This window comes from Idiomarina sp. 017G (assembly GCF_004362265.1).
GTDB classification, from domain to species: Bacteria; Pseudomonadota; Gammaproteobacteria; order Enterobacterales; family Alteromonadaceae; genus Idiomarina; species Idiomarina loihiensis.
Map to the genome: position 1 here is coordinate 534,202 of NZ_SNWT01000001.1, position 24,645 is coordinate 558,846.

The following is a 24,645-nucleotide window of genomic DNA, read 5'->3' on the forward strand; positions in this document are numbered from 1 at the left end:
TCATGCGGATAAAATTTATCTCGATATTTTATCGTAACAAGAATACCAACGAAGGCGCTGCAATAAGATAATGACAGGTGTACAAAGAGTTTTAGAAGCAGGGTTGCTAATAAGTGGTGCGCTGGCCATTTTCATTTTTTTGTCATTGGTGAGCTTTAATCCCGCTGATCCCAGCTGGTCACAGACCGGTTATGAAGGAAGCATACATAATGCCGGCGGTGCCGTAGGTGCCTGGATGGCAGATGTACTCTTGTTTGCTTTTGGCTTCGTTGCCTACCTTATTCCTTTCGGCTTTGTTGGCCTTGGCTACCTACTATTTCGCAAAACTTACCATTTATTAGAAATGGATTACCTTGCGGTCAGTTTGCGTATGATAGGCGCTATGCTCGCGCTTATTGGTGCATCTGCACTGTCCTCTATTAATTTCGACGATATTTACTACTTTTCTGCTGGCGGTGTTATTGGCGATGTTATTGCGGCGTCTTTGCTTCCTTATCTGAATTTTGTTGGTACAACCTTACTCTTGTTAACCTTCTTTTTTACTGGCATCACTCTGGTCAGCGGTATTAGCTGGTTGCAGGTTGCTGACAAACTCGGTGAGTGGGTTATTGACGGGGCTTTGTGGCTAACCGAAAAAATTAAAATTCTTTGGCAAAGTCGCGGAAGCTCAGAAACGGAAGATAAAGAAGACGACTCAGAAGCTTATGATGACAACGAGCGTGAGCAAACGCTTGAAGAAAAGAAATCCACAACGCTCAGTAGCGACTTATTCGGGGCTGACAAACAAGAACCTGTTTTGAGCCTGCCTTCAATGAGCTCTGTTGATGAAGATGATGACGTAGACAGCGATGCGCCTAAATTTAGCAAGCAAGCGGCTGCGAAAAAAGACACACCTAATAAACCAGCTGTGGCGCCTTCTTCAGACACCTCTGCGGAAGACGAACCGCAATCAGCGGCTGATTCAGGCGAGGGCGAGTTACTTCCGCCGTTGCCGTCAATAGAGCTTCTGGATAGACCGAATAAAAAAGAGCACCCGGTAACTCAGGAAGAACTGGATCAGGTATCACGCACGGTCGAGACAGTGCTGAAAGATTTTGGGGTGGATGTTCGGGTGGCGCACGTTGAACCCGGTCCGGTCATTACCCGTTTTGAGCTCGACTTAGCACCGGGCGTTAAAGTCTCCAGAATTTCGAATTTGGCAAAAGATATTGCCCGTACCTTGTCTGCTGTTGCTGTACGTGTGGTAGAGGTTATTCCGGGTAAGTCATATGTTGGTCTGGAACTGCCTAATAAACACCGCGAAATTGTGCAGCTAAGCGAAGTGATTAATAGCGACCAGTTCACCCATAGCGGCTCGCCGTTAACGATGATTCTGGGCAAAAACATTGCGGGCACTCCAGTCGTTGTCGACTTAGGAAAAATGCCGCATTTGCTGGTGGCGGGTACCACCGGCTCCGGTAAATCTGTTGGTGTTAACGTTATGATTCTGAGCCTGCTTTACAAGAGCACGCCGGAAGACGTTCGCCTTATTATGATAGACCCTAAAATGCTTGAGCTGTCGGTTTATGAGGGCATTCCGCACTTGTTGACCGAGGTTGTTACTGACATGAAAGATGCCGCCAATGCACTGCGTTGGTGTGTGGGAGAAATGGAACGTCGTTACAAACTCATGTCATCTTTAGGGGTACGTAATTTAAAAGGCTACAACGCGAAAGTGAAGGCGGCTAAAGACGCTGGTGAACCACTGCGAGACCCTATCTGGAAGCCCGGCGACTCTATGGATGAGTTACCGCCGTTGCTGGAAAAATTACCAAACATTGTCGTGGTGATAGACGAATTTGCCGACATGATGATGATTGTCGGTAAAAAAGTCGAAGAGCTAATAGCTCGTATCGCTCAGAAAGCCCGTGCTGCCGGTATTCACTTAATTTTGGCAACTCAACGCCCATCGGTGGATGTTATCACCGGTTTAATTAAAGCGAATATTCCAACCCGAATTGCGTTTCAGGTATCATCAAAAATAGATTCGAGAACCATTCTGGATCAGCCGGGTGCCGACCAATTGTTAGGGCAGGGCGATATGCTCTATTTACCACCGGGTAGCGGTTCTCCGGTGCGTGTACATGGTGCTTTTGTCGATGACCATGAAGTTCATGCGGTGGTTAAAGACTGGAAAAAACGTGGTCGACCTAACTATCTGGAAGAAATTTTATCGGGCGATCAGGGCGAGGAAGCGCTGCTTCCGGGGGAACAGCAGGAATCTGACGATGCTGAATCTGATCCTCTATACGACGAGGCTGTTGCTTTTGTTACTGAGACTCAACGGGTCTCAGTATCCAGTGTACAGCGCAAATTCCGTATCGGTTATAACCGCGCCGCCCGTATCGTCGAACAAATGCAGGTGAGTGGTGTCGTAACCAGTGCAGGCAATAACGGCCAGCGCGAAGTGCTGGCTCCACGAGCTCCAAGGGATTAATTCATGAAAGCAGTTGTATTTGCCATGGTCATGGCCGTTTCGTTTAATGTGTTTGCCTCAGGCGACGAGTCAGACAAGCAGGCTCTGCAAAGTTTACTGAAACAAACTCAAAGCTTATCGGCAGAGTTTGAACAGCAAGTAAAAGATGAACAGGGCGAAGTGCTACAAACATTAAGCGGTACGTTAAAGCTAAAACGACCCGCTAATTTGTATTGGCATACGAAAGAGCCGGACGAAAGCGTGATGGTCGCTAACGGCAAAAAGGTCTGGTACTACAATCCTTTTGTTGAACAAGTAACCATTTATGCACAGCAGGACATGGTTGACGACAGCCCTTTACTGCTGGTGTTGAACAGCAACGGTAATCAGTGGCAGAACTATAATGTCAGCTTTCGCGATAACCGCTACTTTGTTGAGCATCAAACGAATGGCAGTAAGCTGGAGTTAAGATTTACTGATGAAAAACTCACAGAGATAACTATGGTTCAGGCTCAGGGCGAGCGGACTGAACTGATGCTGAATAATGTGGCGTTAAATGAAACCATCAGCGACGAACAATTTGTTTTTGATGTGCCCGCTGATGTCGACGTCGACGATCAAAGTTAATTGTTGTGGCAGGTCTGGACTTAGATTTTCAACCCGATTTCAAACCTCTTGCGGCGCGAATGCGCCCGCGTACGGTTGACGAGTATGTAGGTCAGCAACATCTTCTTGCTCCCGGTAAACCTTTGCGGGTAGCGGTAGAACAGGGACATCTGCATTCAATGATTTTATGGGGGCCTCCGGGTACCGGTAAAACCACCTTAGCTGAACTCATTGCGACTCAGGCAAATGCTACGGTCAGCCGCATTAGTGCGGTAACCTCCGGTGTTAAAGACATTCGAAAAGCCATTGAAGAAGCGAAGTTGCTGGCTCAGCAGCAGGGACGCCGCACCATTTTGTTTGTGGACGAAGTGCACCGTTTCAACAAAAGCCAGCAAGACGCTTTTTTGCCCCACATTGAAGACGGCACTATTGTCTTTATTGGCGCGACCACCGAAAACCCCGGCTTTGAGCTTAACAACGCACTGCTGTCGCGGGCGCGGGTTTACCGGTTACAAACACTGTCCAAAACGGATCTTGAACAGGCTCTGGAAAGCGCGTTAACGGACGCGGAACGAGGCCTTGGTCAACGTCAATTGCAACTGGAAGGTGAAGCCAGGGCAAAGCTTCTGGACTTAGCTGGTGGGGATGCACGTCGCTTATTAAACTATCTGGAAGTGGTTGCTGATTTTGTTGAGAGCAGCAGCCAGCCAATTACGCCCGAGTTGATCACTGCGGCTATTGGTGAAAAAGCCACGGCTTTTGATCATCAGGGTGACCATTACTACGATGTTTTATCCGCTTTTCATAAGTCTGTCAGAGGCTCGTCTCCAGACGGAGCCTTGTATTGGTACGCGCGCTTATTGACCGGTGGTGGGGACGCTTTGGTTATTGCCCGCCGGCTATTGGCTATCGCCTCTGAAGATATAGGTAATGCTGACCCCAGGGCATTACAGTTGGCATTAAACGCCTGGGATACGTACCACAGAGTTGGCCCCGCCGAAGGTGAACGAGCCATTGCTCAGGCGGTTATTTATTGCGCCTGTGCGGCGAAAAGTAATGCCGTTTATAATGCCTTTAAAAGCGCACTAAGAACCGCAAAAGAACACAGCGATGCGCCGGTGCCTGAACATTTGCGTAACGCACCAACCAAGGTGCACAAAGCTCAGGGATATGGTGCTGACTACCAGTACGCACATAATTATCCTAACGCTTACGTTCCGGGTGAACGTTACTTACCGTCGGAAATCGCCGATACCCAGTTCTACGCCCCTGAGCCGCGTGGTTTAGAAATAAAGTTGCAGGAAAAGCTCCGTTGGCTGCAAGATATGGATTCAAAGTCAGACTGGCACAGGGAACCTGATGAATAACCTTCTTCTTCATTTCTTTTGCGTTGCAGTGGGGGGCGCAATAGGTGCATCGGCACGTTTTGCTATGGTTCTTGCTATGCAATCATTTGGGGTTCGGGCATTCCCTTTTGCCACGTTGACCGTTAACATAATAGGTTCATTTTTCTTAGGGTTGTTGCTGGCTTACGCAGAGCAACAACCTGTTTCTGAAACAACTCGTTTATTTTTAGGCGTTGGTTTACTGGGGGCTTTTACAACCTTCTCGACATTCTCTGTCGAAGTTGTGGCCTTAGCCAGTCAGGGTGAGCTGCTTAAAGCCGCTCTGCACATTGCCTTTAATGTAATTATTTGTATTGCTGCAGTTTTCGCGGCAATGATGTTGTACTCAACAACGGTTAAATAGGACACTCATGCTAGACGCAAAATACTTCCGAGAGGAATTAGACCAGACCGCAAAAAAGCTAGCAACGCGAGGCTTTGACTTAGACGTTGCCAAATTACAAAAGCTGGAAGAGCAGCGCAAAGAGGTGCAGGTGCGCACCGAGCAGTTGCAGGCAGAGCGTAACAGCCGCTCGAAAGCCATTGGTAAGGCAAAAGCTTCAGGTGAAGACATACAACCTTTGTTAGATGCGGTAAGCGATTTAGGCGAGCAACTGGATAACGCTAAAGAAGAGCTAAAAGTTATCCAGCAAGAACTTAACGATATTATTATGGGTGTTCCGAACTTGCCGGCAGACGAAGTCCCGGAAGGTGCGGATGAAGATGAAAATCAGGAGGTCCTGACTTGGGGCAAGCCTAAGTCGTTCGACTTTGAAGTGAAAGATCATGTCGATTTAGGCGAAGCATTAGCCAAAGGTATGGACTTTGAAACGGCCGCGAAGCTCACTGGAGCACGCTTTGTGGTTATGCGTGGTGGTATCGCCCGCATGCATCGCGCTCTGACTCAGTTTATGCTGGATTTACATACTGACGAGCATGGGTATCTTGAAACCTATGTGCCTTATATGGTGAACCAGGACTCATTATACGGAACCGGTCAGTTACCTAAGTTCGGTAAGGATTTATTCCATATTGAAGGCGAGTCTCAGGATCAAATTCCTATGTCGTTGATTCCAACGGCTGAAGTGCCGTTAACAAACTTATACCGTGATGAAATTGCTGACGAAGAAGAGCTACCGCTTAAGTTTACCGCGCATACGCCGTGTTTCCGCAGTGAAGCCGGTTCTCACGGTCGCGACACTCGTGGGCTTATTCGTCAGCATCAGTTTGATAAAGTGGAACTGGTCTGGTTGGTTAAACCTGAACAGTCGATGGATGCGCTGGAGCAATTAACAGGCCACGCCGAAACTGTGCTGCAAAAGCTTGAGCTGCCGTATCGAAAAGTACTGCTGTGTACTGGGGATATGGGCTTTGGGGCAGCTAAAACCTACGACCTGGAAGTTTGGTTGCCGGCGCAGGAAGCGTACCGTGAAATCAGCTCTTGCTCGAACATGCAGGACTTTCAGGCGCGCCGTATGCAGGCTCGTTTCCGTCGTAAAGGCGCGAAGAAACCTGAACTTATGCACACATTAAACGGCTCTGGTCTGGCTGTTGGCCGTGCGCTGGTAGCCGTGCTGGAAAACTACCAACAGGAAGACGGCTCAATTGTTGTGCCTGAGGTATTACGTCCTTACATGGGCGGTGTAGAAGTGCTTAAGGCTTAAATTAAATACATTTAGCCGGTTTAGGCAGGCCCGCAATTCGTGTGGCCTGCTTTGCCGGGCCTTTAGGGAACAGCTTATACAAATAACGACTGTTGCCTTTATCCTCGCCTAACTGCTTTTTCATGGCTTTAACCAGTACGCGCATTGCCGGACTGGTATCAAATTCACGGTAAAAATCCTGCACAAAAGTCACGACTTCCCAGTGTGCCGGGGTCATGTCGATATTTTCTAACTCTGCAAAGTGAAGGGCCAGCTCCTCGCTCCAGTCGTCTAAGTTTGCAAGGTAGTTGTGTTTGTCGGTTTCGTATTCTTTACCGTTAAATTCAATCATGCCGTGATATTACCAGGTTATTTGTTGTTGGAAGCTAAGCACCAGCTCAACCCACTGCTCGTCCGATTTTAACATGACGTAGTCAGGCAGTGCAGTATCCAAAGCGTTAGCTTCCTGTTTGCGCGCATAAACCGGTAATTCAACAGGTGACTCAGGTGGCAGTTCGTTGAGTGCTACGCCCGACATAAGCAAGGCATCAGTGTCACTCAGCAGGTGGCCATGTTGTTCCAGCCAAGGCACTAAAGACGAATTTCTTAACCAGTGTAAAGTAGAGGTCATGAGAATTGTAATACCTCGTCAAATTGGCTTAGGTGACGCTTTAATTGTTCTGGCGAGACGATAACCGTATCAATGTTTGCGGGCAGGGCGCTTGTATCGGTTAACTCTTCTGAACTTATTACAACAGGCTCAGCATCCAGTAATTCCAGCATGGCATAACGCTTAGAAGGTTGGTTCAGTAGAGACTTAACGGCTTCACCGGACAATATTAATTGCACCGGATAATCAAAGCTGGCCAATGCTAAAGCAATATCGAGTGCTTCGGTCGCCGAGTCGCTAGCGGCACTGCATTGTAAAATAGCAATTTTTTTCATGGTCATTAAAACTGTAAGGTCCGGTCGCTGTTAGCCATGGCAGTTGCCAGAGCGGTTAAACCTGAGGCTTCAAAACCGGGATGGAATTTCTCCATTCCTTTGCGTTCAGCTACGGTATGGCAGACCACCAGGGGGACTTGGTGGTGCTGGCTAAACTCTTCCCATTGCGTAATCAAGTCTTCATTTTCTGCTGGAGTGGGAAATTCCGCGTGATTTACCGACTCCCGATAAAAAAACACACAGGCTATGGTGTGGCCGGTGTTGATAGCCGCTTTTGCAAATGCCAGAGCGTCTAAAGAACGAGCTCGTTCTTTAACAGAACGTTGAAGAATGAGAGTAAGTTTAGCCATAAACTGTCCGTTTATACAAAAACGCCCCGCATGGCGGGGCGTTTGTTATTATTTTAGCAGGAGAGATTAATCATCGCCGCTAAACGCCATTAGCAATTGTAGCAAGCTAAGGAACAAGTTATAAATCGAAACATACAAAGTGACTGTTGCAAGGATGTAATTACGCTCGCCACCGTTAATAATGTCGCTGGTCTGCCACATAATCAGCATTGCCATCAATGGAATCATGATAGCAGATATTGCAAGCTGTAATGCTGGCAGTTGGAAGAACAGGTTAGCCAGCATCGCCACAAAAACCATGATAATACCGGCAGTAACCAGACCACCCAGTTTAGACATGTCTTTCTTCGTGGTTAACACATAAGCCGAAGTTGCAAAGAAGGTCAGAGCTGTACCGCCTAACGCAGTAGCAACCATCTCGCCACCACCAGGCATTGATAATGCCATGTTAAGGATAGGGCCAAGGGTGTAACCTAAAAAGCCTGTTAGAGCGAAGGTTAGTACAATGCCCATGCCGCTATCTTTGGTTTTGTGAATACCAAAAAGTAAGCCAAAGTAAGCAACTAAAGTGATAATGAAACCCGGATAGGGCAAGTTCATCATCGTGCTGATAGTAGCAACAATAGCACTAAAGGCTAATGTCATTGCCAATAAAGTGTAGGTGTTGCGTAATACCTTATTAACGGCCAGCGTCGATTCGTTCTGACCGACATAAGTCTGACTGCGATTGTTCATAGATTTCTCCGTGTTGAACTTACTGTCTGTTAAGACTGTTTTTTATTTAAAAAGTTTCCTCGATACTACAGCATTAATGGGGGCGTTGGGTAGAGCAGAAGGTAGTAATTTCTGGCGAATTTTGGTCGGTTTGTTTAATAAACGCCCAAACGAACACTTTGTTCAAATTTTTACTTTACAAGCGTAACTTAGGTCTTTAATATTCGCCTCGTTCTCAACAACGCAGTTGCAGAGAACAAAAATACGGAGAGGTGGCAGAGCTCGGTTTAATGCACCTGACTTGAAATCAGGCGTGGGTTCATACCCACCGGGGGTTCGAATCCCTCCCTCTCCGCCAAATTCAGAAAAAAGCCCCGCTCATTTGAGTAGGGCTTTTTTTGTTCCCGCCGCTTTTTGTTCTAGCCGATAGCGCAACTTTAAACCTCCTGTTATATTAAGCAAAAATGGAATTTTGCCATGGAATCGACCGTCAGTAATTGTAAGAACTGTAATACACCTCTTACCGGTGAATACTGCCATCAATGCGGCCAACAGGATAAACAAAGCATACGCAGCGTTTTTGCCGTTGTCGGCGATCTTTTTGGTGAGTTAGGGCACTGGGACTCCAGATTCTATCGTACTCTAAGAGGACTCTTTCTAAAACCTGGTTTTCTATCATCTGAGTTTATGAAAGGTCGCCACGCCTCTTATGTACCTCCGCTCAGGCTCTATTTCTTTATCTCGTTGATATCATTTATGGTGCTGACATCACAGATAACCTTTAACGATTCACGGTCAAAGACCGAGGATGGACAGTCCGAAACAGAAGTATCTGAAAGTGACTCTAACGAAAGTACCGTACGGCGCGGATTTGAGTTGCAGTTTGGTGATATCCCCTGGTTGAATGAAGAGCAAACGCGGATGCTTGAACAGAAACTTCAGCATTTAAAGCAAAACCCCCAGCTGTTTACGCAAAAACTGATTTCAATGACGCCGCAGATGATGCTTTTGATGCTGCCTTTTTGGGCTCTGTATTTAAAAGTCCTTTATTTATTCAGTAACCGTTACTACTTAGAGCACTTAACTGTAGCTTTGCATACACATGCTTTTTTACTGCTTTCCCTGATGTTGTTGTCGACATTAGGCTATATAACTAACCCGCTGATTGATAACTTTGGCTGGACCTGGTTAACCTTACCATCCGACTGGTTAGGTTATATTCTTATTGGATGGATGTTCACTTATCTGCTATTGACGCAAAAGAGCTTCTATCAGCAAAGCTGGACATTAACTGTATTCAAATTTTTAGCCTGTGTTTTTGGTTATTTTCTTTTATTAAGCGCTTCTTTTGTATTAATGGTGATAATTGGTATTCTTAAAGCTTAAATCAAACAGTCGTTTAAATAGGGAATAGTATGAACTTCCACACAGCTGTAGAACAAATCGTTGCGGATAAGAACAATCAAGTCATTGAACTACCTTCCGGCTGGGCTCAGGGACGCGCGTTTTTCGGCGGATTCAGCGGAGCATTGGCTGCTCAGTTTTTGTTGAAACAATTTCCGGTTGAATATCATCTTCGTTCCATGAGTATCTCTTTTGTCGCGCCTGCTGAACCGGGTGAGGCTGAGTTAAATTACCGAATTTTGCGCGAGGGAAAATCGGTTATTCAGGTTGCTGTCGAACTGCAGCAGCAAGGGCAGATTATGTTGTCTTGTCTGGCGAGCCTGGGCAAAGGCCGAAGTTCAACGGTTACAGTGGTAAGTGAAACGCCGCCCGATCTTAAAACCATCAACGACGGACCAGGTTTACCTGAAGCGGATATTGTCCCAGAGTTTGCGAAAAACTTCGATTACCGTATTACGTCAGGTGGTATGCCATTTAGCGGACAACCGGGAAGAACTTTTGGTGGCTGGATACGTTTTCGTGAAGAACAACAGCCGCTGACAACGGCAACTATACTGGCTTTAGTTGACGCCTGGCCACCGGCAGTCTTGCCTCATCTGGACAGCCCTGCGCCGGCCTCGTCTTTAACCTGGACTATTGAGTTTCCCGATATTCCTCTACAAAGTTTCAGTAGCCACGACTGGTTTCAGTACGAAGCTTTTATTGAGCATGCTGAAAATGGTTATGGGCACAGCCGCGCTGGTCTGTGGAGTGAGAAGGGCGAGTTATTAGCTATAAGTCGACAGACTTTTACGGTATTTGCGTAATAATTGTATGAAAACGACACCAGCAATCGTCAGACAACACCTTATCGATACTCAGCCGGGTATCGACTTGTTGCTGCTCCAGTTGCCAGAGCGGGGCTTATTGGCGGCATCTGAAACACCTGTTATTGAAGCTCTTCCACGAATTATTATTCGTCAAATGCTGTCTTTAAAAGCCTCCGCAACTATTATTGAAAGAGCGGAGCAAAAGGCAAAAGCATTAGGAGTGGGTTGCATTGCTTACCTTCCTGCGGAGGAATTAACCGGGTGCGGTGTCAGTCGTTCCAAAGCTTCGGCCATTAACAGCGTTGCTCACTGTCATCAAACTCAGCCCGAGAGAATAGATGCCTGGTCGCAGATGAATTCAGCTGACCTGATTAAGGATGTGACTCAGCTTAAAGGTATTGGTCCCTGGACGGCGTCTATTTTAGCTATGTTTCATTTTGCCCACGAAGATCTTTTTCCCATTCAGGATAGCTCGCTGCGTAAAGCCATGAGCCTGCTGAAAGACCAGGATATTTTGATCATCCCCGAACGGGCTCAGCCTTACCGCAGTTATTTAGCCTGCTATTTGTGGGACATGCTGGATCAGGCACGTCTGTAGTCCGGTATAAAAATTCACATTGAAGCTAGTCTTCAAATGTTATTTTCACACCTTTGAATTGGCTTTTTCAGAGTTTTTGTAAAGTTCTGTAAAAGCCGCTTGTTATTGTCTTTAAAAGCTCAGAATATTCTATCCGAATTCGGGCAGGGTGGTACGGATTTAACCTAATCAGGAAGACTAACAAGGTATACAAATAAGGAATGTGAAAATGAACCGTATTATTTTAGCGATCCCCAACCCCATTATTAGCGCCGGCATGGCCTCTGTTCTGCAGCAACACTTCAGTGATCAAATATTGACCGTAACCGGTATTGCCGATTTACGCCGAGCTTGCTACGAGTATGAAGACGCAGTAGTTGTTTTATGCAGCCGACTTGGTGGTGCTGCAACAGTGGAGCACTGGCGTCGCTTGAAACGTCGTCACTGCGATCTAAAGCTTATTGTCTGGGGTAGCAGCCAACAAGATATACTTGATTTTCAGTGCGGTATTAGCGTTGTTGACGGATATTTACTGGACTCGTGCGACAGTGCCGACCTAGTTCAGGCAATTCGTTCGTTGAAACAGGGCAATGTTTTTGTCGCAGCGCCGGTTGCCGCTTATCTTGCACAGAATCCGCGTTCGCAACAGCAAAAAACAATGGTTGATATGCTGAGTGAACGCGAGCTTCAGGTCGCACAAATGCTCAGCCGGGGCATTCGGGTAAGAGAAATATCCCGGCATTTATGCATTAGCAGTAAAACAATAAATACCTTCCGTTATCGGATTTTCTCTAAACTCGGTATCGATGGTGATGTACAATTGTCTCATCTTGCAATTCAGTCAGGTCTTGTTGACCTAATTCAGTTTGAAGGTAGATGACAGAAGGTAATCAACAAAAGCAGTTTGACAGCGACAGCTTTCTTCGTCACCTGACTCATCAGCCCGGCGTTTACCGGATGTACGATGAGTCGGGTGACGTGATTTATGTCGGAAAAGCAAAGGATCTAAGAAAACGTGTGTCCAGTTACTTTCGTGAGAAGGTCGACCGGATGAAAACACAGGTGTTGGTTAAGCAAATTGCGTCTATGGACGTAACCGTTACCAACACCGAAGCTGAAGCGTTAATATTAGAAAACACCTTTATCAAAAAATATCGACCACGCTACAATGTCTTGTTGCGTGACGATAAATCCTATCCTTATATTATTTTAACTGCTCACCAGCACCCTAAGCTTGGTTTTCATCGGGGCGCCCGGCGCGCGAAAGGTGACTATTTTGGTCCCTTTCCTAATGGTTCGGCTGTACGTGAAAGCCTAAACCTGCTGCAGAAACTGTTTCCAATTCGACAGTGCGATGACTCTTATTATCGTGCGCGCACCAGGCCTTGTTTGCAGTATCAGTTAAAACGTTGCCTCGCGCCCTGCGTTAATGTTTGCACTGACGACGAATACAATGAACAGGTGGCGCTGGCAAAACAGTTCCTGCAGGGCAAGAATCAGCAGGTTATTGACGAGCTGATGAATAAAATGGAGCAGGCGAGTACAGATCTCGATTTTGAACGAGCCGCTAGATTTCGTGACCAGATAGCTGCGCTACGAAAAACTCAGGAACGTAACTCGGTTACCGGAAGCCAACAAGAACTGGATGTTATTGGTTTAGCACGTGGTAACGGAATGACGACAGTGCAAATGTTGTTTATCCGGGATAATCATTTGCAAGGCAGTCGCAGCTATTTTCCTAAAGTGCCGACAGATACCCCTGACGATGAAGTACTCAGGGCTTTTCTTCTGCAGTTTTATTTGTCAGATACGGCTGGACGGAAAATTCCACGAGAAGTCGTGCTTCCCGTCGATGTACAGCCTGACAATGTTTTAGCGGAAGTGATGAGTGATGCGCTGTCGCAGCCGGTTAAATTGCAAAGCTCGGTACGTGGAGATAAGCGTCAGTACCAGTCACTGGCTCAAAAGAATGCGGTTAATGCGCTAGAGAGTCGGTTGAATCAGCAAAGTACGATGAACCGCCGGACTCAGGCATTACAGCAGGTGCTGGAATTTGGTGTACCCATTCAGCGCATGGAATGTTTTGATATTAGCCACACTATGGGTCAACAAACGGTGGCTTCCTGTGTTGTATTTGATCAAAACGGGCCTAAAAAGTCAGACTACCGCCGCTATAATATTACCGGCATAACGCCGGGCGATGATTACGCTGCCATGTCTAAAGCCCTGGCTAAGCGGTACGACAATGCGAAAGAGCAGGGCAATATACCGGATATTCTGTTTATCGACGGTGGTAAAGGACAGTTAGCTCAGGCGGAGAACTACTTTAATGACTGGGGAAAAGAAGCGCCGGTATTAATTGGCGTGGCGAAAGGCGAGTCGCGCAAACCGGGTCTGGAAACTTTGATCATGGCCGGTAGCCATGAAACCATTCCGCTGAGTAAAGACGCCAGTGCGCTGCATTTGATTCAGCACATACGTGATGAGTCACATCGTTTTGCAATAACCGGGCACCGCCAGAAGCGGGCTAAAGTTAAGAAAACCTCGACGTTAGAACAGATTGACGGGGTAGGAGCGAAGCGCAGACAGGCCATTTTGAAAAATCTAGGTGGATTACAAGAGGTAAAAAACGCTAGTATTGATAAATTAGCCAGCGTACCTGGCATTAGCCGATCATTGGCAGAGAAAATCTATTACTCATTTCGTGATGAGTAAAAACAATAAGGAATCAGCGGATAATGAAGTGGAATATCCCTAATATTTTGACCAGCTTCCGGATAGTACTTATTCCGGTATTTCTGGTGGTTTTCTATTTACCAATGGAAGATGCGCGTTTCTGGGCTGCTTTTATCTTTTGGTTAGCGGCAATCACAGATGCTCTGGATGGCTATATTGCCCGTCGCTTTAACCAGTTTACTAAGTTTGGCGAGTTTCTTGACCCGGTAGCTGATAAAGCGATGGTGGTTGCTGCGCTGGTTGTCATTGTTGAAGATTATAATTCTGCCTTTATTACCATTCCGGCGCTGACGATGATTTGTCGTGAGCTTATAGTAAGTGCACTACGGGAATGGATGGCGCAAAGCGGCCACAGAGCAAAAGTTGCTGTTTCGAACCTAGGTAAATGGAAAACAGTGGCACAGATGCTGGCCTTAATTGGACTACTTTGGAATGCGAACGTCTATATTTATTGGTTATCGATGTTCTTGTTCTATTCGGCTTTCGTTTTGACTGTGTGGTCCATGTGGGAATATTTACGCGGCGCCAAGAGTGAATTGACCAGAAATTAACTGCTTTGCCGTAAATTTGTGCAAACAGTCATTAAAATGATAAAAAGTCATTGACTGAAAACGATTAAACAGTAGAATGCCACGGCAGATGACGGTGCGGGAATAGCTCAGCTGGTAGAGCACAACCTTGCCAAGGTTGGGGTCGCGAGTTCGAATCTCGTTTCCCGCTCCAAATTCTGGCGGGTTGGCAGAATGGCTATGCAGCGGATTGCAAATCCGTGGATCTCGGTTCGACTCCGGGACCCGCCTCCATTATTCGAGAACACTTCTATGTAGTGCCCGGGTGGTGGAATTGGTAGACACAAGGGATTTAAAATCCCTCGAAGGTAACTTCGTGCCGGTTCAAGTCCGGCCCCGGGCACCAATTCCGAATTTACAGCAGTATCTGAAAGTTTATAAAGTCTTATAAATAAAGCCTCTCAGGCGATTCCTTGATTCCCCTTGTTTATTAAAACCTATTGGAAAATGCGACCATTTGGTGCTACTTCTAGTGCTATTCCAGTTTGGTGATCAGGATCCGCCCCGTTCATCACTCGCGTACTAATAAATAACTAAAAGTTAGTTCTGAGATTCATAAAGCAGGTTAAGCAAATCGTAGGTGTTTTCGGAAATGAATCCAAAAGAGAGTAACGCTTCTCTAATCTGCATGGGGTGGATTGAGAGACTCGACAGCGGAATAAATTCCTGGGTATTATAATCTTTCGTTAGTAACTTTAACGCTGCATATTTTATTGTGTCATCGAAGTTATAACCCATTTCCTCCAGCGGTTTTACCAAGTATGTATTAACTACCTCTTTTTGTTCCGTTATAAAAGTCGCATCTTCAAGCTGAGCACGAGAAAAACTTGATGACTTGTTTTGGCTAATTTGAAGATAATCCAGAATAACGTCTTGGTTTATAGGCATTGGGCTGGCTGAACCAGAGTCTAGATACTTTATAGCCTGCTGAACTGCCGCGTTCTGACTGATGAGATTTGCCGACTGCTGTTCTTGTTCATTCTGTATTTCTTTTCCTTGCGAAGTCTCTTTAACCGTCTTTTCAGATTCTTTCTCTTCTAACGCCGCTGAACGCTCTTTAAATGCGCTAAGCAATTTACTGTAGGACTCTTGGATATCGTCATGACACTTTTTCTGCAGCTGATCAAGTTGCTCATATTCACTGCTGTCTAAATTAGGCCGATAGCGATCGAGCTGCATGAACGCATCCAATAACTCTCCGGAGGACGAGGCGTTGTCGAAGTCGGCTTTTGCTTTATGGAAATGAGAGGCCTTGTCACAAGTAATTTGAGCTACTGCAGATGTTGAAAACGCAAAAGAAAAAGGTACCAAAGCCAGAAACACTAAGGTGGGTTTCATTAATTAGTTCCTTCTAAAAGTTATGACTGAAAATAGCTTCTTGCTCATGCACCGCAATCCTTTGCAGAAGCCAATCAAGGCTTCTGCTTCCATTCTCCGTCAATTTTTACATAGTGACCCGACTTGGTGCGTTCAATGGCGCGTTTGCCGGCTAACAGCTCGACATCGGCAACAGCAATGTCATTGTTGTTGGCTATGCGCGTGTATTCCTGACGGCGAGCTTCGTTAATGTGTTTAACGATTTGTTCGGCTGTTTCGGTGGACTTTACGACTCCCAGGTAACCGTCGGGTTTTTCACCCACCAGGCCCTGCTCTTTGGCGTCACTTAACTGTGACATTGACTGCTCTAAGTTTAGCTGTTGTGCTTGTGTCATAGGGCTTGATAAGCCAATAAAAGCAACTAAAATTGCGGTTAGTAAATATTTCATCGTTGCATTCCTTTGTCGTTAGAATAGGCCACTGGATTCAGAAATTACGTCGTCGAGCGCTTTATCAACTTTAACGTAAATTTCATGCTTTATTTTAACGTTCAAGTTAATAGTAATAGGCTCTTTAGGTGCTGCGACCTGTACCGTTGGGGTACACCCCAGAACGAATAAAGGCACGCTTATTAGTAGCAATAATCGTTTCATACCATCCCCTGATTAATTGATTTTTTGCTGTACTCGTTTACGGATAACATCGTTCAGACTGTTGCTTATTTGCAGTCCTTTTATCAATGCGGGTAAGTCTTCTTCCAAGCTTACGTTAAGCTCAACCGGACGTCCATTTTCAAGCTCAGGGTTCGAGCCTTTTAGTTGTACTGCTAAGGTCAATTTACCATTGTCATTATAATCAACGGTCGTAGACAGTTGATTATAATAGAAGTTACCCAATACGCCTGCCAAAGTTTGTAAGCTGGGGTTACTGCCGGCAAGTTGAACCAGGGCGGACGAATCTACCTGCAGGTGACCACCGGGCGCCAGCGCATCCAGATAACCTCTTTCTACTGTTAAATCGTTAGAGTCCCAGTAAACAGGGATGGTTCCTGAAACCTCACCATCTATGGAAATTTTGTTGCTTGGATATTGACGCATGAGTTCACCCAGCGAAATTTTTTCGAACACAATGGGTAGTGCAAAGCTGTCGGTTAAAGAGTAACGCTGGTTGGGAATGCTTATGCTGCCACCAAGAGCTTTAATGGTGTGACTGGTTAAGTCGAGAGTGGATTGCATAGGTTGTTGAAAGGGCAGTTGGGCTCTAAATTCAGCGGTGATTGGCCCCAGCGCAAAGCCTTGTTGCACGCTGCCAATGTGGAGCTTTGCATTATTCATATTAAGTTGTTCGTTATTGGCGGTGAAACCAAAATCAATATTGCTATTAACCACGGATAAGGTATCAAAAACCCAGTCACCTTTTTGAATCTCTAATTGCCCGTTGTCGAGGCGCCAGCGGTTATTATTTATGGAGTAAGTTACATCTGTCTGGCCGCTAATAGCCGCTTTACTGACAATAAGTTGAGGCATCATAGTTGCTAGCAGGGCATCCAGTTGCGGAATTTGCTGCCAGTTAAAATCGGCAACTTCAATTTTGCTTTTTAACTGATCAGAAGTAACCTGGCTATGGTGTGCCACTTTTATATGATCACCGAGTACGAGCTCTCCGTCACCGGTCAGTTGCTGCTGTTGATATTGAAACTTACTGTCAAAAACGGCTTTGAGGTTCCGTATGGGGTCGAAATTAACTGCGTTGCTGTGAATGTTAAGGTCAAACTCTGCAAGCGCATTATGAGGTTCGGAGTACGGATAATAAATTTGATTGAAGTTGAGTACGGCTAAGGCGTCGTTGTCTAAAGCTTTAAGCTCAATGCGGGTTGGCTCAGTACTATGGAGTTCGGCAACTGTGGTCGAGACTGTTCCGGAAAACTTCGATATGAGTTTGCTTATCGTCATTGATTGCCCGGCAACAGGAAGCTTAATGCTGTCCGCATTCAGCTGCACATAATCGAGTTCAAGCGAGTTAAATTGCCATTGTTTTTGTTGTATCGATAACTCAGACGCGAGGCGAATCGTCTCGTTTTTTTCACCTTTAGCTACAGCATTTAGCTTTAGAGGCCAACGGGCTTTATTAACAGCCTGTTGAGCACTGAGCAATGAAACACCCAAACTGTCGCGGCTGTTCAGCTCCCAGGACAACGACGACAATTGTAGTGGTAGATCGGACTCGATTAATGACGCTAAGTTTTCAGTATCACCTTTCAGCTCGAGCTGATAAGAGTCCATAATACCCTTATTCAAATTTAGCTGAAGCTCACCTGTTGCTGTTGTGGTACTGCTGGTAATTTCGATTAAAGTGGGTTGCGTAATTGACACAACAAGCTCGCCGGACAATTCAGCTATAAGACTCTCCACTGTCGCTGACTCAATATAAGGTGAAAGATTACCGTTCCACTTTGCATCAACCGACACTGGCTCGGTCGTTACCTTGTCTGCAAATTGCTGTGCCGCTAAAAGATAACTACCACCGGCTATAAGCTTCCCTGAGTTATAGTCATAATTAGCTTGTAACAGGGCGTTGTCGTAGCGAGCTTTTAGTTTTACCTGGTTATCGTGTCGAATAACTCTCACATCGGCGACAAGTGGCTCCTGGCTATTGAGCTCTAACCGCAATTGCTGCTTGTTTATCAGTGAAAGACTTGCAGAGACGCTTTCAGGCAGTAACTTGCCTTTCAGTTGTAGCGACTTAATATCGATACGTTCTGGTAATAAAGCCGGCATTTCCATGGAGAATATCTGCGTGAGGTTTACCGCTGCGGTGGAACTTGCTCCTGACGATTCGGGTAAGGAATCAATTGTTATTTCCAGCTGCTTAATAACAATGTGGCTGGTAGTCAGTTTCTCAAATTCCACTTCCCAGTCAGTAACACCAGCCAATTTCAGTTGCTGGTTTAAATAGAAGTAGCCGAACAATGCTATAGCAAATGCAATGAGCAGAAGTGTGAGAAGCATGGAGCTGCCGAGTGATATTAACCGCCATAGCTTCATTTAGATATTAGTCCTTTTAATAAACGATGCTCTTTAACTTGCTGTTTTATAACTATAGTTAGCACGGATGAACCCTTCAAGGCAAAACCAACTTCGCGGCCTCTCTTTAAAAGCTTTTCACTTGATCTGGTTAAAAAACAAACAAAAGCTTTACCTTCATTTAATTTCGATTATGATAACTATCATAATTATAAAAAGCGCTGACTGCAGGCATTTCGTCATTATTGGTTCTAGCTTCTAGTCAGAAATTGCACTTTGAAAGTTAAAGTTCTGTAAAGCCTCTTTTATACGCTGAGTTACGCAGATAGTCTAAACGCTGTCTATTAATTCACCATTAATGGCTTTTGAATAACTTGCGACAGGAGCTATCCGTGAGCACTATAACCAATACAGCAGTCAATGTGACGCCGGATACCCCGGTGTTTATGGGGTGCAGTAAACCTCTGGAAAGTGATGTTCAGTTTAGCTATTTTTTTAATGGTTGTTTTATCTATTCGTATAATCATACAACTGGGCATTGCACTTGTTTTACAGAGCTCGATGTCGCAACCGCTACGGTGAAGCCTTTTGGTTTAGTTGACAAACATTATGTCGTTATTGGCGATAAGCTTTTTCGCTCACCAGCACAAGCTAAGAAAGCCCACAGTGTATTACCCAATGTGAATGCCGCAAATGACAATAAAGTTGATGAACGTGTACCGCTTCCGAAAGCCGAAAATTTATCACCTATAAAGTCGTTAGCTTTAATTGAGCGTTGGTTTAATGAAGACTTCGATGTGAAGTGGGAAACCTATCAGGAAAGCCCTGAGTTCTATAATCTTATTCAATACTATCTGGCTCTTTGCTGTGATGCATACAAAGAAAAGCCCGATCAGGCATTTCTGGATGCAGGAGTTCAGGTTTACTTAAGCATGGCGCAATTCAGTTGGTTAAACCCGTCTATTTTGCACAACGCCGCGTGTGTGTACTGGTTAGCCGGAGAGCAGGACAGTGCCCTTGACTGTATTGAGCTTGCTTTAGATTTTCGTTACACCGGCATGGAAAGCCTTTTACATGATGAAGATCTCGATGGTCTTAAAGAGCATCCGCGGTTTCGTTGTTTGTCGAATAAGTACCAGACATTAAAGCCGAAATTTAACTATGTTACGCCGGAGCTTTTCGAAGCCTTTGAGAATTTCGCGGTGCAGCAGTCTGACTCATTCGTGCGGTTTATGCGTGGCCATTTATTAAAAAACTTTAGGTTCTATGATATCTCTGAACTGAGTGCTCGAATTGATAGTTGCGAAAACGATGATGAGCGTGAATACTGGCAACGTCTGGCATCATTCAATAATAACTATTTATACAATTATATGCTGATGGACGAGCCTATGGATCTGTTAACAGAGCAGGGTAAAGCCAATTATCAGTTGTTTCAGCAATACCGCCATTACCGGGTACTTAATCCTTTAGTTTTTGCCAAGGTAGCAGAGCAGTTGTTTCATCATGCTCATTATTGGGGCAGTCAACATCACGGCTTTTTTAACCAGCGCGATAGCGCTTTGCTGCAACAAAGCTTTCAGCTATTTCAGGAGTTTCACGTTGCGACAGAGAGCCTCTGTAGTGAAAAGCGCAATGAACTTATGGCAAAAGCAAAAGAGTACGATATTTTCAATTACATGGAAAAGTTGGGGAGCTGCTGATTGAGTTAACCAGCCTGACGTATAGTCAAATTTACTCTACAGCGTCCGGTTAACGGGTGCATAGCCTCCTTAAGCTGTTGAACTCCGTGATATCTCAAGCGATCTTTTCCTCCCCAGACAAGCGCATCGGCATGCTGAAGACTGAACTTCTGATACTTATCAGAACGCTTAAAACCGCCCCACATAAAGGTTATAGGTAACCCGAAAGAAAATGAGACGATGGGCTTTGAGAAATCGGCTTCGTTTTTATCCTGATGGAGCCCCATTTTTGCGCCTGGCGTGTAAACGTTGATGAGACAAGAGTCTGGCTGAAAATTCTGAAAACCGGCTAAGCGTGAGACCTGCGTTGCTTTTACTAAAATACTCTGGGGAATGTCGGGCCATGGCTGACCTGTTACAGGGTCGATATTCTGATAGCGATAACCGTGTTTATCGCTGAGCCACCCGTAACTTCCGCAACTGCTACTTTTTACCGACATTTTATGGCCTGCAGGGGTTGCTAAGTGACGCAGCGGTGATTGCTTTAAAACGCCACGGATATCATTGAGCAAAGCTTCATCATCCGCCAGCAAAAACTGGTGAAAAAGGGTAGCTTGCTCACTTATTTCGGTGCTTAATGGTTCAGAACCATCGTTGGCAAAGAGGTCAAGAGACGACATCAGTTTTCCCAGAGTGAAAGCGTCATTAGCAAGCGGTCCTGGCCTGGCCCTAAATAGTCACGCACCGTTTTGGTGGTGTTAAAACCAAAGCTCCGGTAAAGCGAAACTGCTGAGGCGTTGTCTGGCGCGACACTAAGCTCCATTTGTTTATAACCAAGGCTGCGCGCAAGTGCTATGGAATCGCTTAATAGCAACTTGCCCAGTCCCTTGCCCTGGAACATTTTCCCTACCAATAACGACATAAGAGATACATCAGAGTCTGAAACCGGAACCATTAAACTATAACCTGCCGTTTTTTCTCCCGCCTTTAGAGTTAAAAAAGTGTGTGGCCATTGTCTTAATGCCTGATAGAAAAAGGCCGCAGAATAAGCGTCATTTGAATAAAGCTGTTTTTCTAAAAATGCAATTTTGGAAATGTCGTTATAGCTGGTATTGGCTACTGTAAAATCGCAAGGCTGCGCATCTGTCGTTGCAAGGGAACCTACGCATAAACGGCAGTCATCTTCATGAGGCGCAGATGCCTCAACGTAACGCAGCTTATGAGAGGACTTCTCCCTGTTACTGGAGACCTGATAAACACGTTCTCGCTTTTTATTTTGCTCGGTCATGGTGTTTGGTTCGGCGTTTGCCGCTGATCATAGGACGAATAAGCTCTATTTTACCAATATATGCGGTAACAACTACCGCTATGATATGAATAATAACCAGAGCAAAAATGATGTTGGCAGAAACAGAATGAACGGAGGTTAAAAAACTGTCTCCATAGAGCGCATTAATTTCTTCGCGGAGGAAGCCAGTAATGGCTTGCAGTAAGAATAAAGCCAAAAAAGAGAACACCATAAGGCCACCAAGCGGGTTATGCCCCTGAGCCTGGTTTACTTTTCTGTGGCGAAGTTCTGCGACGTGCTCTTTAACTCCAGCAACAGAAGGGAGGAAGTTATGGAAGCGTGCTTTTTCCGGCCCCGTAAAACCCCAGATAATCCTTATAATAACTAAGGTTGCGGCAGTATAACCGACGGCCTGATGAAAACTACCTCCGGGTTCAAGCCAAAAGTAATTGAGACAAAAACACAGCACCAACAACCAATGAAAAGTTCTGATAAATCTATCCCAAATGATCATTGGTACTGCCTTCCTTACTGAGTTACTCGGTTTCTTGCTTGACGATACTGCCATCTACAGGATTAAAGTAAATTTCAACTTTCTGTTTACTTTTATCCTGACCGTAAATTTCGTAGCAATTTCCGTCAGTTACCTTAAACTCATTAATCTCGTAACCTTGTTCTTTCAACGACTGTTGGAACTGCTCTTGATCCAGCCAGTTTTCCTTCGGCTCCATAGTGCACTGTGTGGTGCCTGATTCAGGGGCTCCGCAAGCGGTGACAAATAAAGCACTGGCTGCAATTGCAGATAATTTAATAAGTTGGCTTTTCATAAGTTCTCCATTTTAAATAAAACTTAGAATCAAATGTAGCAACTTCAACTGAATAACGCTAACGCTCTTCAAACATTAAAATGGCAAAACCCAGCTCACCCATAAAAAGTCCAGTCCGTCATTTGGACGCTTAATATCAGCATTTGAGTAGTGGGTATACCCTAAAGCGATGCGAGCATTGGAACTTTGGCTGTATTGCCACGAAAGCGATACCCGATCTTCGAACTGAAACTGAGTTGATAAGCGTCGGTTAGCTATCTGGGTTTTGTCGAAGTAGCTGCCGCCAATACCTGCTTCTACGTACAGTGGCCGCTCTGCTCCGGCTATTTGCCAGGAGAGGATAGGGCTAATGGTAAAAGCGGTAATATTGTCCGCTGTATTATCTGAATCCTGCCAGTGGTTTAAAGCAGCTTCTAAATGAAGGCTAGGTGAGCCTAACCAGGTAGGCATTTCGATCGGCAGGTTGGTGACCCTATAACCCGCTCTTACACCACGCAGTTGGTCTGTGGAATAGGCTCCGGCAACGTGAACCTCGTCCGCAAAAGATGAAAAACTCGATATTATTAGTACAACCAGTGATGCTCTTAACCACATATCACTCTCCAATAACCAAAACGGGGTGATATTTTACATACAAACATGAATGTATGTAAATTGAAAAATGAACTTTGGCTAACTGACTGCGCGTTTTTTAGTCTTTATTCAAGAAATAATCATTTGCAGCCATTTTATGAACGCTACCAAGGCTACGGGCTGCCTCTGTCGTTTGCGATAATAGATGCTTAGCGGATACTGACAGGGCTGTGCGGAGTCGTTATAAACTTTTAAATTAGACAGTCCGGGCGTAATAAGACTACTGTCAATTAATGCCACGGCTTGTTCTGCGAATGATAAGTCCAGCGACATTTGTACATCATTGCAATGAATAATACGTGTGGATTTCAATTGTTGACTGTAGGTCTTTAATATTGCCTGATGATCGGGATTCTCAGGGTTTACTAACCAGGGCAGTTGGAAAGGTGACTCATTGGTCTTAATGGCAGAAACCGGGATCATTTGATTTTTCTGTAACACAATGGACTGAATGTGCTTATCCGTGACTTTTCCATAACCAATGGCAAGATCCCAGCTTTGATGTTGTATTGCTGACGCCATTTCTGCGGCGCTTTCATTAATAAAGTACTCATTGCAACGGCTGAAGCTAAGTTGAATGTGCGGGTACAGAGAATGAAAATCGGCAAGCTTTGCTGCTAACCAAAAGCGCAGTCGCTCAGAACTGATTGCGACGGTTAACTGGGTTGTTGTATTGTCACTGAGGTTTCGGGTGCGCTCAATGGTACGCTCCAGTTGTTCAAATATTTGCTCAATTTGAGGTGCTAATTCCAGACCGGCAGGAGTGAGCGAATGAACCCGGTTGTCTCGCTGGAATAAGCGAACTTCAAGCTGTTCTTCCAGAGTTTGTATTTGTCGGGTGACGGCAGACTGAGTTACTCCAAGCTCTTGCGAGGCTTGTTTAAAAGAGCCACTTCGGGCGGCGACATCAAACACTCTCAATGCATTTAATGAGGGGAGTTTAGTGTTTTTCATGTTGATTAATAGTAATCTGTAATTAATAAAAAGTAACTTTGATTCTGGCATCTAAAGTTAAATTTCGCAATAAGGAGTTTGTGTTGTCTTACTGGAGTGAGTTTTTAACTATCGCTTTGATCCACCTGTTTGCGGTCGCGAGCCCGGGGCCTGATTTTGCGGTGGTTTCACGTTATAGCCTGAGTTTTGGTCGTAAGGCAGGTTATTGGGTGAGTTTAGGTGTGGCATCAGGAATCATTATTCATGTTACCTATTCGCTTATTGGTGTGGCGCTGATTATTCACCAGACTGACTGGCTCTATCAGACTTTACTTTGTGCCGGTGCATTGTATTTAGGCTTCATCGGAACTCAGGCTATTAAAGCTAAACCCAGAAAGGATATGTCCGATAGTGAATTGGCCGCGACCCAGCCGCGTAAACGGAAAGCGTTTATTGTCGGCTTTATTACTAATGGCTTAAATGTAAAGGCGACTATTTTCTTTTTAACTTTATTTACTACTATTATTGCCCCGGAAACGCCTTTTGCTATCCAGTTTGGTTATGGTATTTACCTAATTGTTGCGACCGGTATGTGGTTTTTATTCCTCACATGGTTGCTGACTCAACCCCGCATTTTTAAAACACTATGGCACTACAGTCACTGGGTTGATCGTACGATGGGAGCTGCCCTTATTTTATTGTCGTTAAAATTATTATGGGAGTGGGCAAACCTGATAGAGCTTATCTGA

The 24,645-nt window shown here is 45.3% G+C and carries 28 protein-coding genes, 4 tRNA genes and 1 pseudogene; 18 read left to right on the plus strand and 15 right to left on the minus strand.

What is annotated here, in order from left to right; genetic code table 11:
- Positions 1-70: 70 nt before the first annotated feature.
- The 5 genes from DEU30_RS02645 to serS are packed head-to-tail and all read left to right on the plus strand — an operon-like array spanning position 71 to position 6,110.
- Complete coding sequence (locus DEU30_RS02645; RefSeq protein WP_114981346.1) at positions 71-2,476, plus strand: DNA translocase FtsK 4TM domain-containing protein; 2,406 nt, start codon at positions 71-73, stop codon at positions 2,474-2,476.
- 3 nt (positions 2,477-2,479) lie between these two features.
- The gene (gene lolA, locus DEU30_RS02650; RefSeq protein WP_011233919.1) at positions 2,480-3,082 is read left to right on the plus strand and encodes an outer membrane lipoprotein chaperone LolA; all 603 of its coding nucleotides are present in this window, start codon (positions 2,480-2,482) and stop codon (positions 3,080-3,082) included.
- 59 nt (positions 3,083-3,141) lie between these two features.
- Positions 3,142-4,428: a replication-associated recombination protein A gene (locus DEU30_RS02655; RefSeq protein ID WP_153849289.1), complete on the plus strand. Its 1,287-nt coding sequence runs from the start codon at positions 3,142-3,144 to the stop codon at positions 4,426-4,428.
- Entirely contained in the window at positions 4,421-4,810 is a 390-nt protein-coding gene (gene crcB / locus DEU30_RS02660; protein WP_011233917.1) for a fluoride efflux transporter CrcB, read from the plus strand. Before DEU30_RS02655 ends, crcB begins: the two co-directional genes overlap by 8 nt.
- A 7-nt stretch (positions 4,811-4,817) precedes the next feature.
- Positions 4,818-6,110 (plus strand): serine--tRNA ligase, encoded by a 1,293-nt coding sequence (gene serS / locus DEU30_RS02665; protein WP_011233916.1) that lies wholly within the window; start codon positions 4,818-4,820, stop codon positions 6,108-6,110.
- A gap of 1 nt (position 6,111) precedes the next feature.
- On the opposite strand, the gene DEU30_RS02670 is transcribed toward serS, so the two are convergent.
- The 5 genes from DEU30_RS02670 to DEU30_RS02690 all read right to left on the minus strand — a co-directional run bounded on the left by DEU30_RS02670 (position 6,112) and on the right by DEU30_RS02690 (position 8,119).
- Positions 6,112-6,441 carry a TusE/DsrC/DsvC family sulfur relay protein gene (locus DEU30_RS02670; protein ID WP_011233915.1) on the minus strand — a complete coding sequence of 110 codons (330 nt, stop codon included), beginning with the start codon at positions 6,439-6,441 and terminating at the stop codon, positions 6,112-6,114.
- Positions 6,442-6,450: 9 nt separating this feature from the next.
- The gene (locus tag DEU30_RS02675; RefSeq protein ID WP_011233914.1) at positions 6,451-6,720 is read right to left on the minus strand and encodes a hypothetical protein; all 270 of its coding nucleotides are present in this window, start codon (positions 6,718-6,720) and stop codon (positions 6,451-6,453) included.
- Positions 6,717-7,040 carry a DsrE family protein gene (locus DEU30_RS02680; RefSeq protein ID WP_011233913.1) on the minus strand — a complete coding sequence of 108 codons (324 nt, stop codon included), beginning with the start codon at positions 7,038-7,040 and terminating at the stop codon, positions 6,717-6,719. The genes DEU30_RS02675 and DEU30_RS02680 overlap by 4 nt, the downstream gene beginning before the upstream one ends.
- Positions 7,040-7,384: a sulfurtransferase complex subunit TusD gene (gene tusD, locus DEU30_RS02685; RefSeq protein WP_011233912.1), complete on the minus strand. Its 345-nt coding sequence runs from the start codon at positions 7,382-7,384 to the stop codon at positions 7,040-7,042. The genes DEU30_RS02680 and tusD overlap by 1 nt, the downstream gene beginning before the upstream one ends.
- A 66-nt stretch (positions 7,385-7,450) precedes the next feature.
- Positions 7,451-8,119, minus strand: a complete 669-nt coding sequence (locus DEU30_RS02690) for a Bax inhibitor-1/YccA family protein (protein ID WP_011233911.1) — start codon at positions 8,117-8,119, stop codon at positions 7,451-7,453.
- A 245-nt stretch (positions 8,120-8,364) separates the two neighbouring features.
- On the opposite strand from DEU30_RS02690, the gene DEU30_RS02695 reads away from it, so the two are divergent.
- The 11 genes and pseudogenes from DEU30_RS02695 to DEU30_RS02740 all read left to right on the plus strand — a co-directional run bounded on the left by DEU30_RS02695 (position 8,365) and on the right by DEU30_RS02740 (position 14,539).
- Positions 8,365-8,456, plus strand: a tRNA-Ser gene (locus tag DEU30_RS02695).
- 119 nt (positions 8,457-8,575) lie between these two features.
- Positions 8,576-8,842, plus strand: a pseudogene (locus tag DEU30_RS13640) (DUF3667 domain-containing protein); the annotation flags it as partial.
- Positions 8,843-8,854: 12 nt separating this feature from the next.
- On the plus strand, positions 8,855-9,484 hold the full coding sequence (locus tag DEU30_RS02700; RefSeq protein ID WP_227016318.1) for a hypothetical protein: 630 nt from the start codon (positions 8,855-8,857) through the stop codon (positions 9,482-9,484).
- Between the two features lie 29 nt (positions 9,485-9,513).
- Positions 9,514-10,308: a thioesterase family protein gene (locus DEU30_RS02705; RefSeq protein ID WP_114981343.1), complete on the plus strand. Its 795-nt coding sequence runs from the start codon at positions 9,514-9,516 to the stop codon at positions 10,306-10,308.
- 7 nt (positions 10,309-10,315) lie between these two features.
- Positions 10,316-10,909 (plus strand): DNA-3-methyladenine glycosylase, encoded by a 594-nt coding sequence (locus DEU30_RS02710; RefSeq protein ID WP_114981341.1) that lies wholly within the window; start codon positions 10,316-10,318, stop codon positions 10,907-10,909.
- Between the two features lie 208 nt (positions 10,910-11,117).
- Complete coding sequence (locus DEU30_RS02715; protein ID WP_034820779.1) at positions 11,118-11,768, plus strand: response regulator transcription factor; 651 nt, start codon at positions 11,118-11,120, stop codon at positions 11,766-11,768.
- Positions 11,765-13,603 carry an excinuclease ABC subunit UvrC gene (gene uvrC, locus DEU30_RS02720; RefSeq protein WP_114981339.1) on the plus strand — a complete coding sequence of 613 codons (1,839 nt, stop codon included), beginning with the start codon at positions 11,765-11,767 and terminating at the stop codon, positions 13,601-13,603. The genes DEU30_RS02715 and uvrC overlap by 4 nt, the downstream gene beginning before the upstream one ends.
- A gap of 23 nt (positions 13,604-13,626) precedes the next feature.
- A complete protein-coding gene (pgsA, locus tag DEU30_RS02725; protein ID WP_011233905.1) occupies positions 13,627-14,175 on the plus strand; it encodes a CDP-diacylglycerol--glycerol-3-phosphate 3-phosphatidyltransferase in 549 nt (182 codons plus the stop codon).
- 96 nt (positions 14,176-14,271) lie between these two features.
- Positions 14,272-14,347 (plus strand) — tRNA-Gly (locus DEU30_RS02730).
- A 6-nt stretch (positions 14,348-14,353) separates the two neighbouring features.
- Positions 14,354-14,427: transfer RNA gene (locus DEU30_RS02735), tRNA-Cys, on the plus strand.
- Between the two features lie 25 nt (positions 14,428-14,452).
- Positions 14,453-14,539, plus strand: a tRNA-Leu gene (locus DEU30_RS02740).
- Positions 14,540-14,733: 194 nt separating this feature from the next.
- Here DEU30_RS02740 and DEU30_RS02745 read toward each other — a convergent pair.
- The 4 genes from DEU30_RS02745 to DEU30_RS02760 all read right to left on the minus strand — a co-directional run bounded on the left by DEU30_RS02745 (position 14,734) and on the right by DEU30_RS02760 (position 18,518).
- On the minus strand, positions 14,734-15,531 hold the full coding sequence (locus DEU30_RS02745) for a hypothetical protein (protein WP_114981338.1): 798 nt from the start codon (positions 15,529-15,531) through the stop codon (positions 14,734-14,736).
- Positions 15,532-15,605: 74 nt separating this feature from the next.
- Positions 15,606-15,959, minus strand: coding sequence for a YdbL family protein (locus DEU30_RS02750; protein ID WP_114981337.1), 354 nt, complete (start codon positions 15,957-15,959; stop codon positions 15,606-15,608).
- Between the two features lie 18 nt (positions 15,960-15,977).
- Positions 15,978-16,163 (minus strand): YnbE family lipoprotein, encoded by a 186-nt coding sequence (locus DEU30_RS02755; RefSeq protein WP_011234492.1) that lies wholly within the window; start codon positions 16,161-16,163, stop codon positions 15,978-15,980.
- A gap of 12 nt (positions 16,164-16,175) precedes the next feature.
- Positions 16,176-18,518 carry a YdbH domain-containing protein gene (locus tag DEU30_RS02760; RefSeq protein WP_227016297.1) on the minus strand — a complete coding sequence of 781 codons (2,343 nt, stop codon included), beginning with the start codon at positions 18,516-18,518 and terminating at the stop codon, positions 16,176-16,178.
- Positions 18,519-18,925: 407 nt separating this feature from the next.
- Here DEU30_RS02760 and DEU30_RS02765 point away from each other — a divergent pair, with 407 nt between their 5' ends.
- The gene (locus DEU30_RS02765) at positions 18,926-20,236 is read left to right on the plus strand and encodes a hypothetical protein (protein ID WP_114981336.1); all 1,311 of its coding nucleotides are present in this window, start codon (positions 18,926-18,928) and stop codon (positions 20,234-20,236) included.
- A 5-nt stretch (positions 20,237-20,241) separates the two neighbouring features.
- Here DEU30_RS02765 and alkB read toward each other — a convergent pair whose 3' ends face one another.
- The 6 genes from alkB to DEU30_RS02795 all read right to left on the minus strand — a co-directional run bounded on the left by alkB (position 20,242) and on the right by DEU30_RS02795 (position 23,917).
- Positions 20,242-20,895 carry a DNA oxidative demethylase AlkB gene (gene alkB / locus DEU30_RS02770; protein WP_011234495.1) on the minus strand — a complete coding sequence of 218 codons (654 nt, stop codon included), beginning with the start codon at positions 20,893-20,895 and terminating at the stop codon, positions 20,242-20,244.
- Entirely contained in the window at positions 20,895-21,503 is a 609-nt protein-coding gene (locus DEU30_RS02775; protein WP_011234496.1) for a GNAT family N-acetyltransferase, read from the minus strand. The genes alkB and DEU30_RS02775 overlap by 1 nt, the downstream gene beginning before the upstream one ends.
- Positions 21,487-22,017, minus strand: a complete 531-nt coding sequence (locus tag DEU30_RS02780; protein ID WP_114981335.1) for a cytochrome b/b6 domain-containing protein — start codon at positions 22,015-22,017, stop codon at positions 21,487-21,489. Before DEU30_RS02780 ends, DEU30_RS02775 begins: the two co-directional genes overlap by 17 nt.
- A gap of 22 nt (positions 22,018-22,039) precedes the next feature.
- Positions 22,040-22,330: a PepSY domain-containing protein gene (locus DEU30_RS02785; protein WP_114981334.1), complete on the minus strand. Its 291-nt coding sequence runs from the start codon at positions 22,328-22,330 to the stop codon at positions 22,040-22,042.
- 75 nt (positions 22,331-22,405) lie between these two features.
- Complete coding sequence (locus DEU30_RS02790) at positions 22,406-22,924, minus strand: acyloxyacyl hydrolase (RefSeq protein ID WP_114981333.1); 519 nt, start codon at positions 22,922-22,924, stop codon at positions 22,406-22,408.
- A 108-nt stretch (positions 22,925-23,032) separates the two neighbouring features.
- Entirely contained in the window at positions 23,033-23,917 is an 885-nt protein-coding gene (locus tag DEU30_RS02795) for a LysR family transcriptional regulator (RefSeq protein WP_227016296.1), read from the minus strand.
- An 80-nt stretch (positions 23,918-23,997) separates the two neighbouring features.
- Here DEU30_RS02795 and DEU30_RS02800 point away from each other — a divergent pair, with 80 nt between their 5' ends.
- Entirely contained in the window at positions 23,998-24,645 is a 648-nt protein-coding gene (locus DEU30_RS02800) for a LysE family translocator (protein WP_227016295.1), read from the plus strand.